The 17492-nt window shown below is 73.5% G+C and carries 9 protein-coding genes and 2 pseudogenes; 6 read left to right on the top strand and 5 right to left on the bottom strand.

Features of this window, described 5'->3' with window-relative positions:
* Nucleotides 1–37 precede the first annotated feature (37 nt).
* On the bottom strand, nt 38–1012 hold the full coding sequence (locus IHE55_RS05600) for a glycerophosphodiester phosphodiesterase (RefSeq protein WP_197988014.1): 975 nt from the start codon (nt 1010–1012) through the stop codon (nt 38–40).
* 650 nt (nt 1013–1662) lie between these two features.
* On the opposite strand from IHE55_RS05600, the gene uvrB reads away from it, so the two are divergent.
* The 4 genes and pseudogenes from uvrB to IHE55_RS05580 all read left to right on the top strand — a co-directional run bounded on the left by uvrB (nt 1663) and on the right by IHE55_RS05580 (nt 8203).
* Nucleotides 1663–3795 (top strand): excinuclease ABC subunit UvrB, encoded by a 2133-nt coding sequence (gene uvrB, locus IHE55_RS05595; RefSeq protein ID WP_197988013.1) that lies wholly within the window; start codon nt 1663–1665, stop codon nt 3793–3795.
* 359 nt (nt 3796–4154) lie between these two features.
* Nucleotides 4155–4733, top strand: a complete 579-nt coding sequence (locus IHE55_RS05590; protein ID WP_197988012.1) for a TerD family protein — start codon at nt 4155–4157, stop codon at nt 4731–4733.
* A 238-nt stretch (nt 4734–4971) separates the two neighbouring features.
* A pseudogene (locus tag IHE55_RS05585) lies at nt 4972–6959 on the top strand (TerD family protein).
* A 200-nt stretch (nt 6960–7159) separates the two neighbouring features.
* Nucleotides 7160–8203 (top strand): TerC family protein, encoded by a 1044-nt coding sequence (locus IHE55_RS05580; protein ID WP_307826526.1) that lies wholly within the window; start codon nt 7160–7162, stop codon nt 8201–8203.
* A gap of 271 nt (nt 8204–8474) precedes the next feature.
* On the opposite strand, the gene IHE55_RS05575 is transcribed toward IHE55_RS05580, so the two are convergent.
* From IHE55_RS05575 to IHE55_RS05565, 3 genes are all read right to left on the bottom strand, one after another.
* The gene (locus tag IHE55_RS05575; protein WP_197991802.1) at nt 8475–9854 is read right to left on the bottom strand and encodes an MFS transporter; all 1380 of its coding nucleotides are present in this window, start codon (nt 9852–9854) and stop codon (nt 8475–8477) included.
* Nucleotides 9855–10333: 479 nt separating this feature from the next.
* On the bottom strand, nt 10334–10987 hold the full coding sequence (locus IHE55_RS05570) for an MBL fold metallo-hydrolase (RefSeq protein WP_197988011.1): 654 nt from the start codon (nt 10985–10987) through the stop codon (nt 10334–10336).
* Nucleotides 10988–10991: 4 nt separating this feature from the next.
* Nucleotides 10992–11708 (bottom strand): maleylpyruvate isomerase family mycothiol-dependent enzyme, encoded by a 717-nt coding sequence (locus IHE55_RS05565; RefSeq protein ID WP_197988010.1) that lies wholly within the window; start codon nt 11706–11708, stop codon nt 10992–10994.
* A 243-nt stretch (nt 11709–11951) separates the two neighbouring features.
* Between IHE55_RS05565 and uvrA the strand changes: the two genes are divergently transcribed.
* Nucleotides 11952–14987 (top strand): excinuclease ABC subunit UvrA, encoded by a 3036-nt coding sequence (uvrA, locus tag IHE55_RS05560; RefSeq protein WP_197988009.1) that lies wholly within the window; start codon nt 11952–11954, stop codon nt 14985–14987.
* Nucleotides 14988–15308: 321 nt separating this feature from the next.
* On the opposite strand, the pseudogene IHE55_RS05555 reads toward uvrA, so the two are convergent.
* Nucleotides 15309–16246: pseudogene (locus IHE55_RS05555) on the bottom strand (carbohydrate kinase family protein).
* A gap of 603 nt (nt 16247–16849) precedes the next feature.
* On the opposite strand from IHE55_RS05555, the gene IHE55_RS05550 reads away from it, so the two are divergent.
* A complete protein-coding gene (locus IHE55_RS05550; protein ID WP_197988008.1) occupies nt 16850–17278 on the top strand; it encodes a Rieske (2Fe-2S) protein in 429 nt (142 codons plus the stop codon).
* The last annotated feature ends 214 nt before the right edge of the window (nt 17279–17492 follow it).

Genomic DNA, 17492 nt, shown 5'->3' with positions numbered 1-17492 from the left:
CCCGGCGGCCGGACGGCGCCGCAGACGCGGAGCGGGATTACCGCCCGGCGAGCGCCCCGACCGGTTCCTGGACGGCCGCCGGGGTCTCCTCCCGGGTGCCCTCGTCCGTCGCCTCCGTCGCCGGGGTCTCCTCGCGGGCGGCTCCGGCCACCGCGTCACGGACCACGTCGGGGTTGTTGCTGATGATGCCGGTCACCCCCATCCGGGCCACGGAGACCGCGTTCGGGCCGTCGTTCACCGTCCAGGTGAAGACCTCAAGCGGCTTGCCGTGCGCCCCGTCGAGCTCCTTGACCGCGGCCACGTACGCGGCGTTTATGGTCCGGTAGCTGGGGTTGATCTGGTCGGTGAACGCGGCGTACTCGGGCAGGTCGGCGACGGCAGGGGTGCCGAGGAAGCCGGTCTTGACGTCCGGGCGCAGGTGGTGGACGGTCCGCACCGACGGGGCGCTGAAGCTCTGGATGATCAGCCGGTGCTTCACGTGGTGCCGGTTGAGCCACCCCTCCTCCCGCAGCACCTGCAGCGTCTGGCTCTCGATGCCCGGGTACAGCTCCGGAGCCTTCAGTTCCATCAGCAGGTTCTGGTGGTTGGCCGAGACCTTGTCCAGGTACTCCTCCAGGGTGGGCACGCGCTCGCCGGCGAACCGGGCGCCGAACCAGCTGCCGGCGTCCAGGCGCTTGATCTCCGCCAGGGTGAAGTCGGCGACCTTCCACGGCGCGCGGTCGGGGAAGAGCTGCTCGACATCGGTGGTCCGGTTCAGCGTGGTGTCGTGCATGATGACCAGCTCACCGTCCTTGGTGCGCTGGACGTCGTTCTCCACCCACGCCACGCCCAGGTCGTCGGCGGCGTCCACGGCGGCGAGCGTGTTCTCCGGGGCGTAGGCGGACGCGCCGCGGTGGGCCACGGTGATCGGTCTGTGCGGGTGGTCCGCGGCCTGGGCGGCGGCCGAGGGCAGCAGCAGCGCCGAGATACCCAGGAACGCGCCGGACAGGGCGGCGAGCGGTCGGATGTGCATAGGTGGGACTCCTCGCATCGTCTGTGTCACGGACGCGCGAAGCGTCCCAGCCACGACCTGCCGGGGGATAGGTTCCGGATGGCCAGAAATTGAACGACGGCTTCCCTTCCGGTGCCCCGGGCGGCCTCCTCCCGGGGCGGGTACCCGGGACGGGCGGTTTCCCGCGGTCCGGCCGGCCGAGCGCCCCGGCGCCGACCGTCGTGCGGCCCTCGGAAACCCGTTGCCACCAGGCCGGACGCGGCCCGGTGGACGCGCCGGGCGGTCCCCGCGGAACCCGCCCGGGGACCGGGGGCGGCGGTCGCCCGCGGTGGTGTCCGGCGGCGCGGTACGGGCCCCGCGGCCGGGGAACCGCCACCCGGTGTGATGGCCGAAAAGGGCGGTGAGCGCGGTCCGGCGCTTCATGCCGGTCCGGCTCGCGCCGCGGTCCGTCCGCCGACGGGCGTGCTCACCACATCTCCGACCTTGTCCGCCGACCGCTGGTATCCGATCGGCATGGGAGGAATCTGTGCCACTTTGTATATCTACATGATCAAACCTGCTCGGTGGTGCTCCCGGGGAGACGACGCGCCGAGGTGTCGGACGAGCGGGTGCCGACCGGGCCGCCGGGCCGGGGCCGGGCCGTTGTCGGTGGTGGGTCGTACGGTGGGAGCATGCGGCCCGTATCCCAGATCGAACGCAAGGTGGCGCCCTTCGAGGTCGTCAGCCCCTTCCAGCCCAGCGGCGACCAGCCCGCGGCCATCGCGGAGCTGGACCGGCGCATCCGCGGGGGCGAGAAGGACGTCGTCCTGCTCGGGGCGACCGGTACCGGTAAATCCGCGACCACCGCGTGGATGATCGAGAAGCTCCAGCGGCCGACGCTCGTCATGGCGCCCAACAAGACGCTCGCCGCCCAGCTCGCCAACGAGTTCCGCGAGCTGCTGCCGAACAACGCGGTCGAGTACTTCGTCTCGTACTACGACTACTACCAGCCCGAGGCGTACGTCCCTCAGTCGGACACGTACATCGAGAAGGACTCCTCGATCAACGAGGAGGTCGAGCGGCTGCGGCACTCCGCCACCAACTCGCTGCTCACCCGGCGGGACGTGGTCGTGGTGGCCTCCGTCTCCTGCATCTACGGCCTGGGCACGCCCCAGGAGTACGTGGACCGGATGGTGCCGCTCAAGGTCGGCGAGGAGATCGACCGCGACACCTTGCTCCGCCGCTTCGTGGACATCCAGTACACGCGCAACGACCTGGCGTTCACCCGCGGCACCTTCCGGGTCCGGGGCGACACCATCGAGATCTTCCCGGTCTACGAGGAGCTCGCGGTGCGCATCGAGATGTTCGGTGACGAGATCGAGGCGCTCTCCACCCTCCACCCGCTCACCGGCGAGGTCATCTCCGACGACCGGGAGCTGTACGTCTTCCCCGCCAGCCACTACGTCGCCGGACCGGAGCGCATGGAGCGCGCCATCTCGGGGATCGAGCGGGAGCTGGAGGAGACCCTCGCCCGGATGGAGAAGCAGGGCAAGCTGCTGGAGGCCCAGCGGCTGCGGATGCGGACCACGTACGACATCGAGATGATGCGTCAGATCGGCACCTGCTCCGGCATCGAGAACTACTCGCTGCACATCGACGGCCGGGACCCCGGTACCCCGCCGCACACCCTGCTCGACTACTTCCCCGACGACTTCCTGCTGGTCATCGACGAGTCGCACGTCACCGTGCCGCAGATCGGCGCGATGTACGAGGGTGACGCCTCCCGCAAGCGGACCCTGATCGAGCACGGCTTCCGGCTGCCGTCCGCGCTCGACAACCGCCCGCTGAAGTGGGAGGAGTTCCTGGAGCGGATCGGGCAGACGGTGTACCTGTCGGCCACCCCGGGCCCGTACGAGCTCTCCCGCTCCGACGGCTACGTGGAGCAGATCATCCGTCCCACCGGGCTGGTGGACCCGGAGGTCGTGGTCAAGCCCACCGACGGGCAGATCGACGACCTCATCCACGAGATCCGCGTCCGCACCGAGAAGGACGAGCGGGTCCTGGTCACCACCCTCACCAAGAAGATGGCCGAGGACCTCACCGACTACATGCTGGAGCTCGGCATCCAGGTGCGGTACCTGCACAGCGACGTGGACACCCTGCGCCGGGTGGAGCTGCTGCGGGAGCTGCGGGCCGGCGAGTACGACGTGCTGGTCGGCATCAACCTGCTCCGGGAGGGGCTGGACCTGCCCGAGGTCTCCCTGGTGGCGATCCTCGACGCCGACAAGGAGGGCTTCCTGCGGTCCGGGACCTCGCTGATCCAGACGATCGGCCGGGCCGCGCGGAACGTCTCCGGCCAGGTCCATATGTACGCCGACAAGACGACCCCGGCGATGGAGAAGGCCATCGACGAGACCAACCGCCGCCGGGAGAAGCAGATCGCCTACAACAAGGCCAACGGCATCGACCCGCAGCCGCTGCGGAAGAAGATCGGCGACATCGTGGCGACCATCGCCCGCGAGGAGATCGACACCAAGGAGCTGCTGGGCAGCGGCTACCGGCAGGCGGCGCAGCCCGGGAAGGGCAAGGGACAGGCCAAGGCGCCGGTCCCGGCGCTCGCCGCGCACCGCCCCGGCTCCGGCCGGAACGCCACCGTCCCCACCGACCGCCCGGCCGCCGAGCTGGCCGAGCTGATCGAGGAGATGACCGACCGGATGCGGGCCGCCGCGGCCGAGTTGCAGTTCGAGGTCGCCGCCCGGCTCCGCGACGAGGTCGGCGAGCTGAAGAAGGAGCTGCGGCAGATGCGCGAGGCCGGCCTGGCCTGACGTCCCCTCAGGCCGAGGGCGCCGCGGCGCGGGCCGGACCCCGGCGTGCGAGCCGCGTGCCGGTGACCCGGGCCGGCGGGGTGCCGGGCCCGCCCGCCGTACCCCGGCGGGCGGGCCCGGCCGGTACGTGCGCGTCCCCGCGGGCGCCGTCCGGCGTGCCGCGCCGCCCACGCCGCCCCGCCGTCCGGGCCGCCGCCCGGTACCGGTACCGCCCCACCCGCATCCCGGGCGGTGTGTTGCAAGAACGACACAAAGCCACCGCGGGGAGGTGGACCGTCCGAGGCAGTGCATAGGGTTCGAACAGGCCGCACGAGACAGGCGGTCGCGGGGATCACGAGTCATGAGAGTAGGGACAGCGCGTGACGGTCAACATGTCCAAGGGCCAGTCGATCAGCCTGCAGAAGGCCGACGGTGGCACCCTGACCGCGGTGCGAATGGGACTGGGATGGCAGGCGGCCCCGCGGCGCGGGCTGTTCGGGTCCCGTACCCGGGAGATCGACCTGGACGCCTCCGCGGTGCTGTTCGCGGACAAGCAGCCCCGGGACGTGGTGTTCTTCCAGCACCTGGTGAGTGACGACGGCTCGGTGCGCCACACCGGTGACAACCTGGTCGGCGGGGTCGGTCAGGGTGGTGACGACGAGGCCATCCTGGTGGACCTGCAGCGGGTCCCGGTCCACATCGACCAGATCGTCTTCACCGTCAACTCCTTCACCGGCCAGACCTTCGCCGAGGTGCAGAACGCCTTCTGCCGCCTGGTGGACGAGACCAACGGCCAGGAGCTGGCGCGCTACACCCTCACCGGCGGCGGCCAGTACACCGCCCAGATCATGGCGAAGGTGGAGCGGAGCGGCAGCGGCTGGCAGATGAAGGCGCTCGGCGAGCCCGCCAACGGCCGTACCTTCCAGGACCTGATGCCGCACCTGATGCCGCACCTGTAAGGGCGCTTGCCGCACGAGCGGGACGGAGCACGGCCGGCGGCCCGGCGACGCGCGCGTCGCCGGGCCGCCGGCACCCGTACCGCGCCGGTGGGCCGGCCGGCCGCAGGCGTGGCCGGCCCGAGCGGTCCGGCACACCTCACCACCCGGTCACCCGGCGCACCGGCAGCGGGCCGGACCGGTACGTAACCCACCCCACACCCCCGCACCGACGCGGGAACCGCAACGAGGGAGCGCAACGATGACGGCCGAGCTGGTCCGCGGGCAGAACCACCCCCTGCCTCAGACCCGCCTGGAGATTCGGGTCTCGGCGGGCGAACCGGTGGTGGCCGGCGCCACGCTCGGCGACGAGGCGGGCACCGTCCACCGCGCGGACCGCGTGGCCCATCCCGCGGCGCCGCAGCTGCCGGGCATCGAGGTGTCCCGGCAGGCGGCGGCCGAGCACCGGCTCGCCGTGGACCTCGACGCCCTCCCGGAAGGGGTGCACCGGGTCAACGTGCTGCTCGCGCTGCCCAGCGGCGTCGGGGGACCGGTGCGGTTCGGCGCCCTCCCCGCCCCGGTCGTCACCGTCACCGGGCTCGACGGCACCGGGATCGCCGGGTACACCATCACCGACCTGGACCCCGAGTCGGCCGTCGTCGCGCTGGAGCTGTACCGCCGGCAGGGCGTGTGGAAGGTCCGTGCGGTGGGCCAGGGGTACGCCGGCGGACTCGCCGCCATGCTCCAGGACCAGGGGCTGCCCGACGCCGCCGGACTGGCCGCCCGCATCAACGAGGCGGTCGCCGGCGGGATCGCCCGCTCGATCGCCCCGCCACCGCGTCAGCCGGAGGGCGGGCGGGTGCGCACCGCCGCCACCGGCGAGAGCACCCCGGCGGCCGGCGCCGCGCCCGCCGCCCCCGCCCCCCGCCGTGCCGCCGCTCCCCGCCCCCCGGCACCCCGGCCCCCGGCACCGCCGGCGGCGCTCCGCCGTCCGCCGCGCCCGCCGCTCCCGCCTCCGGCGGGCCGGTCGACTACCGGCACCCGCGCCGCCGTACCGCGCCGCCGCCCGCACCGGCCCCGGCGGCCCCGCCCGTCCCCGCGTCCTCGGACCGGCCCGCCGGCCCGGTGGCCGGGGACGCCTCCGGCTGGACCATGGAGGAGCGCCTGTACAACCAGGTCTGGGGGATGTTCGAGGACCTGGCTCGGACCTGCGCCGCGTACCGCAGCGCCGTGGACTTCGCCGACTCCCGCATGGAACGGGAGCTGGACCAGGTGCTCTCCGACCCGCGCAGCCGGATCGGGCCCGCCGCGGACGGCGCGCGGGCCGAGGCGCGGGCCCGGCACACCCAGCTCGTCGAGCAGGCCCGTGCCGCCCTCGACCGCGACCTCGCCCAGCTCAGGGCCGAGACCGAGGTCGTCGAACCCGCGCTGCCGCCCGCCTTCGCCCGCTGGGACAGCCCGGTGTGGCAGGCCTACCAGGTGCCCATGGAGATCCCCATGGCACTGCGCCTGGGCGAGGTGCACCTGCCCGAGTGCACCGACCTGCGCATCCCCATGCTGGTGCGGCTGCCGCTGGAGCGGGGGCTGTGGATCGACAGCGGACGCGGCTCCTCACCGGAGGCGGCGTCGGTGGACTCCGCGGGGCTGCGGCGGCTGGCCATGGACACCGCGGTGGCGCACGCCGCCCGGCTGCTCGCGGTCTACCCGGCGGGGGAGTTCACCGTGCACGTCATCGACCCGGCGGGCTCGGCCGCGGCCTCGCTGGACCCGCTGGTCCGGGCCGGGGTGCTGCGCGAGCCGCCGGCCGCCGGGGCGCAGGGCGTGCACCGGGTGCTCGCCGCGCTGACCCAGCGGGTCGATCTGGTGCAGATGGCCATCCGCAGCGGTGCCACGGACGCGCTGCCGCCGGATCTGGACCTGGCGCAGCAGCTGCTGATCGTCCACGACTTCCCGCACGGTTTCGACGACCGTGCCGTCACCCAGCTGCGGTACCTGGCGGACGAGGGCCCGTCGGTGGGCGTCCACCTGATGATGGTGGCCGACCGGGAGGACGCGCGGGAGTACGGGCCGGTCCTCGACCCGCTGTGGCGTTCCCTGCTGCGCCTGACCCCGGTGGCGGACGACCACCTCGCCGACCCGTGGGTCGGGCACGCCTGGACCTACGAGCCGCCGTCCGTGTCGGCCGGTGGTGAGGTTCTGGGCCGGGTGTTGGGGCAGGTGGCCCGAGCCCAGCAGGAGTACGGCCACTGACCTGCGCATTTGCCCATCTCTTTACTGTTCCATGGGACTTCCTGTACTGTTCTTGGTGCGGAGGGGAGTACTCCTGTAGCGGCGTGCCCGTCATCACGGATCGACCGGATCCCGGGGCGCCGGCCCGTGCGTCACGCACGGGTGGAGGAGACCTCCGGCAGCGACGACGCTGAATTTGCCGTACGAATGCCGGAGGAACAGTGGAAGTTTCCCTGACGCTCTGGGTGCTGACCGTGGTCGGTCTGTGCGCCCTCATCGCCGTCGATTTCTTCATCGGCGGACGCAAACCCCACGAGGTCTCCCTCAAGGAGGCCGGCATCTGGACCGCGGTCTGGGTCGCCCTCGCCGGACTCTTCGGGGTGGGCCTGCTGGTCTTCGGGGGCGGTGAGCCCTCCGGGGAGTTCTTCGCGGGCTTCATCACCGAGAAGTCGCTGAGCGTGGACAACCTCTTCGTCTTCATCCTGATCATGGCGAAGTTCTCGGTGCCCACGATCTACCAGCAGCGGGTGCTGATGGTCGGAGTGCTGATCGCGCTGGTGCTGCGGGCCGTGTTCATCGGCGCCGGCGCCGCGATCATCTCCACCTTCGCCTGGGTCTTCTACATCTTCGGCGCGTTCCTCATCTACACCGCCTGGAAGCTGATCCAGGAGGCGCGGGCCGACGAGGAGGACGAGGACTTCGAGGAAAACCGCTTCATGAAGATGGTCGAGCGGCGCTTCCCGTCCACCGACAAGTACCACGGCACCAAGCTGTTCGTGATGGAGAACGGCAAGCGTCTGATGACGCCGATGCTGATCGTCATGCTGGCGATCGGCACCACCGACGTCCTCTTCGCGCTCGACTCCATCCCGGCGATCTTCGGCCTCACCCAGGACCCGTACATCGTGTTCACCGCGAACGCCTTCGCGCTGATGGGTCTGCGGCAGCTGTACTTCCTGATCGGCGGGCTGCTCAGGAAGCTGGTCCACCTCTCGTACGGCCTGTCGGTGATCCTGGGCTTCATCGGCGTCAAGCTGGTGCTCCACGCCCTGCACGAGTCGGGGGTGCACGTCCCGGAGATCAGCATCCCGGTCTCGCTGGGCGTCATCTGCGCCGTGCTCGTCGTCACCACGATCACCAGCCTCTACGCCTCCCGCAAGCAGGCGGAGGCCGAGGCCGCGGCCGGGATACCCACCGAGGACCGGGCCGGGCTGCCCGGCACCGAGGAGCCGGGTAGCCGGGAGAAGGACAGCGTGGACGTCTGAGACGTCCACCGGGCGGGGCGGTCGCGGGCACCCGGAGCCTCGGCCGCCCCGCCTCCGGCCGCCCTGCGCCGTCCCCCTGCCTCGCGATTCCCGGTCGGGTCAGGCGCTGTGCCTCACCCGACCGCCCGCCACCGGCCCCGGCCCGCCTCGTGCCTTCGACTGTCCCGGCCCGCTCGGGGCCGCCTCGCGCCGTCCCCCGTGGACCCCGGCGAGGCGGCGGGCGGCGCCCCGGCCGGTGTGGTGTGTCGCCCGCCGGGCACCAGGGACACGGTCAGGTGGTCGCCTTCTCGGCCGCCTCGCCGGCCGTCTCCCCGCCCGGCTTCGGGACCGTCTCCCCGGCCGTCTCCTCGCCCGGCTCGCGGGCCGGCTCTCCGGTCGTGCTCCCGGACGCAGGGGCGGCACCGGGACGGCCCCCGGTCTCGGGGAGCAGCGCGAAGCAGCCCAGGCTGCACAGCGCCAGCGCCGTGAGGTAGCACGCGACCCCCCACGGCGGCCGGTCCCCCCGGGAGAGCGAGGTCGCCACGATCGGGGTGAGCGCGCCACCGAGCACCCCGGCCAGGTTGTAGCCGACCGCCGCCCCGGTGCACCGCACCCGCGGCTCGTACAGCTCGGGGAGATACGCCCCGATGACCGCGAAGACCAGGACGAACCCGAGCAGCGCCCCCAGGAAGCCCAGGAACATCGGCAGCGGCTCCGCGGTGCGCACCAGCGCGATCAGCGGGAAGGTCCACAGCGCGGTGGCCGTGCAGCCGGCCAGGCACAGGGCCCGGCGCCCCACCCGGTCCGCGAGGTGCGCCACCAGCGGCGTGACCGCCCCCTTGACGGCCACCGCCGCCATGATGCAACCCAGCATCACCGTGCGGTCCACGCCCAGCTCGTCGGTCCCGTACGACAGGGACCAGGTGGTCACGGTGTAGAAGACGGCGTAGCCGCTGGCCAGGCCACCCGCGGTGAGCAGCACCAGCCGCCAGTGGTCCCGTGCCACCTCGGCGAGCGGCGCCGAGGCGCGTTCACCGCGCTCGGCCAGCGCGCGGAACTGCGGGGTCTCGGTGAGCCCGGCGCGCAGCAGCAGCCCGGCGAGGGCGAGGACGCCCGCCGCCCAGAAGGGCACCCGCCACCCCCAGGTCCGGAAGCTCTCGTCGCTCAGCCCGGCGGACAGCGCCAGCAGCACCCCGTTCGCCAGCAGGAAGCCCACCGCCGGCCCCACCTGGGGGAAGCTCGACCACAGCCCGCGGCGGCGGGCGGGCGCGTGTTCGGCGGTCAGCAGTACCGCGCCGCCCCACTCGCCGCCGAGCCCGAGTCCTTGCAGGAACCGGAGCACGGTGAGGAGGACGGGGGCGGCGATGCCGATCCGGTCGTAGGTGGGGACGCAGCCCACCGCGACGGTGGCGGCACCGGTCAGCAGCAGGGAGGCGACCAGGACCGGCTTCCGGCCGCGCCGGTCCCCCAGGTGGCCGAAGAGCATCGAGCCCAGCGGCCGGGAGATGAACCCGACGGCGAACGTGCCGAAGGCGGCCAGGGTGCCGGCCAGGGGCGAGAAGTCCGGGAAGAAGATCCGGCCGAAGACCAGCGCCGCGGCACTGCCGTAGACGAAGAAGTCGTAGAACTCGATGGCGGTGCCGGCCAGGGACGCCGCGGCGAGGCGGGGCATGGACGGCGGACGATCGTCGCGCATGCCGGGCCAACCGCACGGGCGCCGTCCCGGTTACGGGCCTTCGGCCGCGAACGGGGGCGGGGGAGCGCGCCGGGTGGCGGCCGTGCCCCGGGGCACCGAGCCGGAGGCGCCGGGGCGCCTGCCGGGACCGGCCGCACCGATCGGGCCCTCCCGCCGCCGCTCGGTCGTGGCCGGGGGCGGTGCCGCGTCGCGGCCGCTCCGGACGGCGGCAGCGCGTCACGGCCGCCCGGAGGCGGCCCGCCCGGCGCGGCCGTCCGAGGAGGGCGCGGGCCCCGGCCGCGTCACGGGCCCCCGGGCGCCCCGCGACGGCCGCGGCCGGTGTTCATGGTCACGAAACGCGCTGCCCGGCGGTGCCGTGGCGGCCCGCAGGCGTCACCGCGGGTACCGGGCGTGCCGACCCGGCGTCCTGGGCACGGCCACGCGGCCGGATCGCCGGCGGCGGCCGTGCCCCGAGGTCACCAGCCGCGCTCGCGCCAGGTGCCCAGGTGCGGGCGCTCGGCACCGAGGGTGGTGTCGGCGCCGTGCCCGGGGTAGACCCAGGTCTCGTCGGCGAGCGTGAAGAGCTTGTTCTCCACGTCGTCGATGAGGCGGGCGAACGCCTCCGGGTCGTTGTGGGTGTTGCCCACGCCGCCCGGGAAGAGGCAGTCCCCGGTGAACACGTGCGGGTGGCCGTGCGGGTCGTCGTAGACCAGCGCGATGCTCCCCGGGGTGTGCCCGACCAGGTGGCGGGCGGTGAGCTCCACCCGCCCGACCCGGATGGTGTCCCCGTCGTCCACCAGCACGTCGGTGGGCACGGGGATGCCCTCCGCGTCGTACCGGCCGGCGTAGGTGCGCGCGCCGGTCGCCTCCACGACCTCCCGCAGGGCACCCCAGTGGTCGGGGTGCTGGTGGGTGGTGACCACGGACGCGATGCCGCTGTCGCCGATCAGGTTCAGCAGCGTCCGGGGCTCGGCCGCGGCGTCGATCAGCAGCTGCTCGCCCGTCGCGCGGCAGCGCAGCAGGTACGCGTTGTTGTCCATCGGCCCGACGGCGACTTTCGAGATCATCAGGTCCGGCAGCTCGTGCACGTCCGCAGGTCCGCCGACCTTCACCGCTCCGCTGTACGTCATGACCTCAGCCTAGCGGCGGGACGGTGGGCAGCGGGCCGTCCGCGATCTTCAGGCCGGAGCCGTCGGAGCGGCCGGTGAGCCACCCCAGCAGCTCGGTGGGGGAGCCGGTGACGGTGACGGCGGGGCCCTGCGGGCTGCCGGTGGTCCGCTCCGTCCCGTCCTCCGCGCGCAGCCGCAGCGCGGGCAGTCCCGGGTGGCCGGCGAACTTCACCGAGGCGAGGAAGTCCAGCTCCTGCTCCACGAAGTCGGCGGGCAGGTCGGCGAGGGTGTAGCCGATGCCCAGGTCCACGTGGTGCAGCTCGACCTCCACCAGCCTGCGGAACGGCAGCCGCGCGGCACGCTCGGTCACGCCGTTGCGCATGGCCACCTCGTAGGACCAGCGGTCGCGGGGGAGCGCGGCGGCCGCCGAGTTGAACCGGAAGGCGCTGGTGCGCAGGTCGTCCAGGTGCACCAGCAGGGGGCGGTCGGCGTCCCGCTCGATGTCGGCGTCGCGGGCGTCCTCGCTCGCGTACATCGGGGTCTCCTCGCCGGTGCGCGCCCAGGTGAGGAGGTTGGTCAGGGCGTCGGCGTTCCGGGCGAGGTGGGCGAGCAGATGGCCCCGGGTCCAGCGGGGCAGCAGCGAGGGCGCGGCGACGGCGTCGTCGTCCAGCCCGGCGACCGCGGTGAGCAGGCGATCGGTGGCCCCCTGTACCGCGGCGGCGTTGTGCGCGAAGTCACTCATGCCCCGCACCGTAGTGCCTCAGCCACACGTTCGGGTGAACCAGGTGGCCTTGGCCCGTAAATCGAATGCCCGTGCTATAGGCTCGGAGTGTTGCATCCTGGAACACATCGCCGTAGCGCCCCCTACCCTGGACCGAGGGGCGTCGCTCCGCTCCGCCGCAGCCCGCGCGACCCGCGCGGCAGGGACGGCGGAACCGCAGAGCCCGGCGCACCCCTGACTTCCTCACGAAAGGTGCCGACCGGCGTGGCCGACCGTCTCATCGTCCGTGGCGCTCGCGAGCACAACCTCAAGAACGTCTCGCTCGACCTCCCCCGTGACTCCCTCATCGTCTTCACCGGGCTGTCGGGGTCGGGCAAGTCCTCCCTCGCGTTCGACACCATCTTCGCCGAGGGGCAGCGCCGCTACGTCGAGTCGCTCTCCTCCTACGCCCGGCAGTTCCTGGGCCAGATGGACAAGCCCGACGTCGATTTCATCGAGGGCCTGTCCCCTGCCGTCTCCATCGACCAGAAGTCCACCTCCCGCAACCCCCGCTCCACCGTCGGCACCATCACCGAGGTCTACGACTACCTCCGGCTGCTGTTCGCCCGGATCGGCAAGCCGCACTGCCCGGAGTGCGGGCGCCCGATCGCCCGGCAGTCGCCGCAGGCGATCGTGGACAAGGTCCTGGAGCTGCCCGAGGGCAGCCGCTTCCAGGTGCTGTCGCCGCTGGTGCGCGAGCGCAAGGGCGAGTTCGCCGACCTCTTCTCCGACCTGCAGACCAAGGGCTACAGCCGGGCCCGGGTGGACGGGGAGACCGTCCAGCTCACCGACCCGCCGAAGCTGAAGAAGCAGGAGAAGCACACCATCGAGGTGGTGGTGGACCGCCTCACCGTCAAGGACAGCGCCAAGCGGCGGCTGACCGACTCGGTGGAGACCGCGCTCGGGCTCTCCGGCGGCATGGTGATCCTCGACTTCGTCGATCTCGACGAGGACGACCCGCAGCGCGAGCGGATGTTCTCCGAGCACCTCTACTGCCCGTACGACGACCTGTCGTTCGAGGAGCTGGAGCCGCGCTCGTTCTCCTTCAACTCCCCGTTCGGCGCCTGCCCCGACTGCACCGGCATCGGCACCCGGATGGAGGTGGACCCGGAGCTGATCGTCCCGGACGAGGAGCGTTCCCTGGACGACGGCGCCATCCACCCCTGGTCCGGCGGCCACACCAAGGACTACTTCGGCCGCCTGGTGGGCGCCCTCGCCGACGCCCTGGGCTTCCGCACCGACATCCCGTGGGCCGGACTGCCGCAGCGGGCGAAGAAGGCGCTGCTGTACGGCCACAAGACGCAGATCGAGGTGCGCTACCGCAACCGCTACGGCCGGGAGCGGGCCTACACCACCGCTTTCGAGGGCGCGGTGCCCTTCGTCAAGCGGCGCCACTCGGAGGCGGAGAGCGACAGCAGTCGGGAGCGCTTCGAGGGCTACATGCGCGAGGTGCCCTGCCCCACCTGCGACGGCACCCGGCTCAAGCCGATCGTGCTCGCGGTGACGGTCCAGGGCCGCTCCATCGCCGAGGTCTCCGCGATGTCGATCAGCGAGTGCGCGGACTTCCTCCGCGGGATGACGCTGGACGCGCGGGAGAAGAAGATCGCCGAGCGGGTCCTCAAGGAGGTCAACGAGCGGCTGCGGTTCCTGGTGGACGTCGGCCTGGACTACCTGTCGCTCAACCGCGCCGCCGGGACGCTCTCGGGCGGCGAGGCGCAGCGCATCCGGCTCGCCACCCAGATCGGCTCCGGCCTGGTCGGCGTGCTGTACGTGCTGGACGAGCCCTCCATCGGCCTGCACCAGCGGGACAACCACCGGCTCATCGAGACGCTGGTCCGCCTCCGCGACCTGGGCAACACCCTGATCGTGGTGGAGCACGACGAGGACACCATCAAGACCTCGGACTGGGTGGTGGACATCGGCCCCGGCGCCGGCGAGCACGGCGGCAAGGTGGTGCACAGCGGCCCGCTGGCCGAGCTGCTGCGCAACGAGGAGTCGATGACCGGCCAGTACCTGGCGGGGAAGAGGAGCATCCCGCTGCCCGAGGTGCGCCGGCCGGTGGACCCCGAGCGCCAGCTGACCGTGCACGGCGCCCGGGAGAACAACCTGCGCGACATCGACGTGTCGTTCCCGCTCGGGGTGCTCACCGCGGTCACCGGGGTCTCCGGCTCCGGAAAGTCCACGCTGGTCAACGACATCCTCTACACCCACCTGGCGCGCGAGCTGAACGGTGCCCGGTCGGTGCCCGGCCGCCACACCCGGGTGGACGGCGACGACCTGGTGGACAAGGTGGTCCACGTCGACCAGTCGCCGATCGGCCGGACCCCCCGGTCGAACCCGGCGACGTACACCGGTGTCTTCGACCACGTCCGCAAGCTCTTCGCGGAGACCATGGAGGCGAAGGTCCGCGGCTACCTGCCCGGCCGGTTCTCCTTCAACGTCAAGGGCGGCCGGTGCGAGAACTGCGCCGGTGACGGCACCATCAAGATCGAGATGAACTTCCTGCCGGACGTGTACGTGCCGTGCGAGGTGTGCCACGGCGCGCGCTACAACCGGGAGACCCTGGAGGTCCACTACAAGGGCAAGTCCATCGCCGAGGTGCTGGACATGCCGATCGAGGAGGCGCTGGACTTCTTCGAGGCGGTGCCGAGCATCTCCCGCCACCTGCGGACCCTCACCGAGGTGGGGCTCGGTTACGTGCGGCTGGGACAGTCCGCCCCCACCCTCTCCGGCGGCGAGGCGCAGCGCGTCAAGCTCGCCAGTGAGCTCCAGAAGCGCTCGACCGGGCGGACCGTCTACGTGCTGGACGAGCCGACCACCGGTCTGCACTTCGAGGACATCAGCAAGCTGATCAAGGTGCTCTCCGGCCTGGTGGACAAGGGCAACACGGTGATCGTCATCGAGCACAACCTCGATGTGATCAAGACCGCGGACTGGGTCGTGGACATGGGCCCGGAGGGCGGCAGCGGCGGTGGCCTGGTGGTCGCCGAGGGCACCCCCGAGCAGGTGGCGGCGGTCCCGGCCAGCCACACCGGGAAGTTCCTCCGGGAGCTGCTCGGCGACCGGGTGAGCGACGCGACGGTGCCGCCGGCCCGGAAGCGCACCACCACCCGGGCCGGCGCGGCGAGGAAGACCGCCGCGGCGAAGCAGGCGCCGGCCGCCAAGAAGGTGGTGAAGCAGGCCGGTTCCACGGCGGCGAAGAAGGCGGCCGGGGCCGGAGCGCCGGCCGCGAAGAAGGCCGCCCGCAGCCGGAAGAGCTGACCCGGCCGGTCCCGGCCCCGGCCTGCGGGCCGGCCCGGGACCGCCGTGGTTGCGGGCGGGACCGCGGTGCCGGGCCCGCCCCGGTGTCCCGTGTCCCCGGCGTCCCCCGGGGCCGGGCGGGGTGAAGGTCCGCCCGGCACGCCTCGCCCTGGGCGGCGCCGTGAGGTCTGCTGCCGCACGACCGGGGCTTTACGCGGGGGACCGTGCCGTCCCCACGGGCCCGGGGCTCCGCGGCGGACCGTGCTGTTCCCGCGACCCGGGCCGATGCAGCGTGCTCTCGCCGTGCCCGGTCGCGGCACGGCGGCACGGCCGGGTGACCGCTCAGGCCGGCTCGGCCAGCTCCGCGGCGTACGGCGGCTGGGCGCCGGCGCGGGAGCAGGTGACCGCCGCGGCCCGGGCCGCGTACCGGAGGATGTCCCGCCACGCCGCCTCGTCCAGGGCGGCGGCCCCCTCGGGGGAGAGGGCCCGGTGGCCGGCGAGCCGGTGCAGCAGAGCGGCGTTGACCGTGTCACCGGCGCCGATGGTGTCCACCACCCGTACCGGTGCGGCGGGCACGGACACCGATCGCACCGGTACCTCCGCCGACGGGCCGTACCGGTCCGGCTCCCCGGCGACGCGGGCCGTCCGCCCCGCCCGGGCCAGCACGCGCAGACCCTCCCCCGCCCCCCGGTCAGCACCACGGCCGACGGGCCGGCCGCCAGCCACCGCCGGAGCGCGGTCTCCAGGTCCCGGAAACCGCCGCCCTCCGCCAGCCACCGGGCGTCCTCCACGGACAGCTTCAGCAGGCTCACATGGGGCAGCCAGGAGCGGAAACGGGCCCGGTAGGCGTCGGGGTCCGGGATGAGACCGGCCCGGATGTTCGGATCGAGGGCGGTGAAGGCACCCCGTCCGGCCTCGCGCCGCAGCAGCGCCTCGTACGCCGAGGCGCCCGGCTCCAGCACCAGTGAGCAGGTGCCGAAGGACACCGCGTCCACCCGGTCGGGGAAGGCGTCAGGCAGCGAGAACAACCGGTCCGCGGTGCCCTGGGCGTAGAAGCCGTAACCCGCCGAGCCGTCCGTGCCGACCGACGCCACGGCGAGCGTGGTCGGCTCCGGGCCGCGCTGGACCAGCGTGGTGTCCACCCCGTCCGCCCGCAGCCCGGAGAGCAGCGCCTCACCGAAGGCGTCGGTGGAAATCCGCGAGCAGAAGGCGGTCGGCGAGCCCAGCCGGCCCAGGGCCACCGCGGTGTTGTACGGTCCGCCGCCCGGCCGGGGCAGCAGGGCCGGGAGCCCGCCCGCGCTCCGCGCCCTCGTCCCGGGCCGTCCTGTGTCCCGCGCGCCCGTGGTGTTCCCGCCCGCGCCCCGTGTGCCGGGCGCGGGCCGTCCCGTGTGTCCCGCGCCCGTGGTGCTGCCGCCACCGGGTTCGTCGCCGGGACCGGGTTCGCCGGCGGAGGCCGCGCCGCTGCCGCCGGCGTCCGCGCCCGGCGGTGGCCCGGGAGGGACGGGAGACGGCCCGGCCGTCTCCGGCACCAGGTCGATCAGGGCTTCTCCGGCGACGACGATCACGAACGCGGTCCTTCCTTCACGGTACGGCGGGCTGCCGGTCCCCACCGGATGCTGCGGGCCGGGGCGCCGGGGCCGCCGGGGAGCCGGAGGGCGTGCGCGGCGCCGGCCGTTCCCGGTCCGCCGTACGGCGGCGGGCGCGGACGCGTACGGGCGCGCGTCAGCCGAACGGTACGGGGAGGCGGCGGGCGGGGCCAGCCGTCCGCACCGGTGACCGGGGGCGGTCCGGCGGGCGGTACCGTCGGGCCGTACGACAGGGCGACCCGTGCCGTCGCCGAGAGTGTCCGCCGGCCGCTCGGCCGGCGGGGTCAGGAGATCGTCATGAGCAGCCAGCCACCCGCCCGCCGAACCGTGCTCCGCGGGGCGGCGCTCGCCGGAGCCGCGGGTATGGGAGTGGCCGCGACCGCGTGCGGCGGGGAGGTCGGTGCCAAGGCGAGCGCCACCCCGACCGCCCCGGTCGATCTGGGCAGCCCGGACGAGGTACCGGCCGGCGGTACCAAGATCTTCCGGGAGGACCGGGTGCTGGTGACCCAGGTCGCCGAGGGCGAGTACAAGGCGTTCAGCGCGGTGTGCACCCACCGCAACTGCGTCCTCAACGGTCTGCGGGAGGACCGGGCGACCTGCTCCTGCCACGGGAGCGAGTTCGACACGCGGACCGGCAAGGTGGTGACCGGCCCCGCCGTGGCCCCGCTGCCGCCGGTGCCGGTCCGTACCGAGGGCGGCAGGCTGATCATCGGCCCGGAGTCCTGAGCCCGGGGGGACGCGGCGTCGCAGGCCGGCCCCCGGCGGAGGCGCCCCCGGCCGGGGGCCGGCCGGTGTGCCCGGGTCACGCCGGCGGTGTCCCCGGTCACGCCCGGTGGCGTACCGGGCCACGCACGTCCGGCCGGTGCCGTCCCGGGTCATGTCCGACGGTGTAACCCGGCCATGGCCGGCGCCGGGTCCGCAGGGGCCCGCGGTCCGGCGC

The sequence above is a fragment of the Streptomyces pactum genome, from assembly GCF_016031615.1.
GTDB classification, from domain to species: Bacteria; Actinomycetota; Actinomycetes; order Streptomycetales; family Streptomycetaceae; genus Streptomyces; species Streptomyces pactus.
The sequence above is the reverse complement of the archived record's forward strand: the minus strand, read 5'-3'. Positions and strand labels throughout refer to the sequence as shown.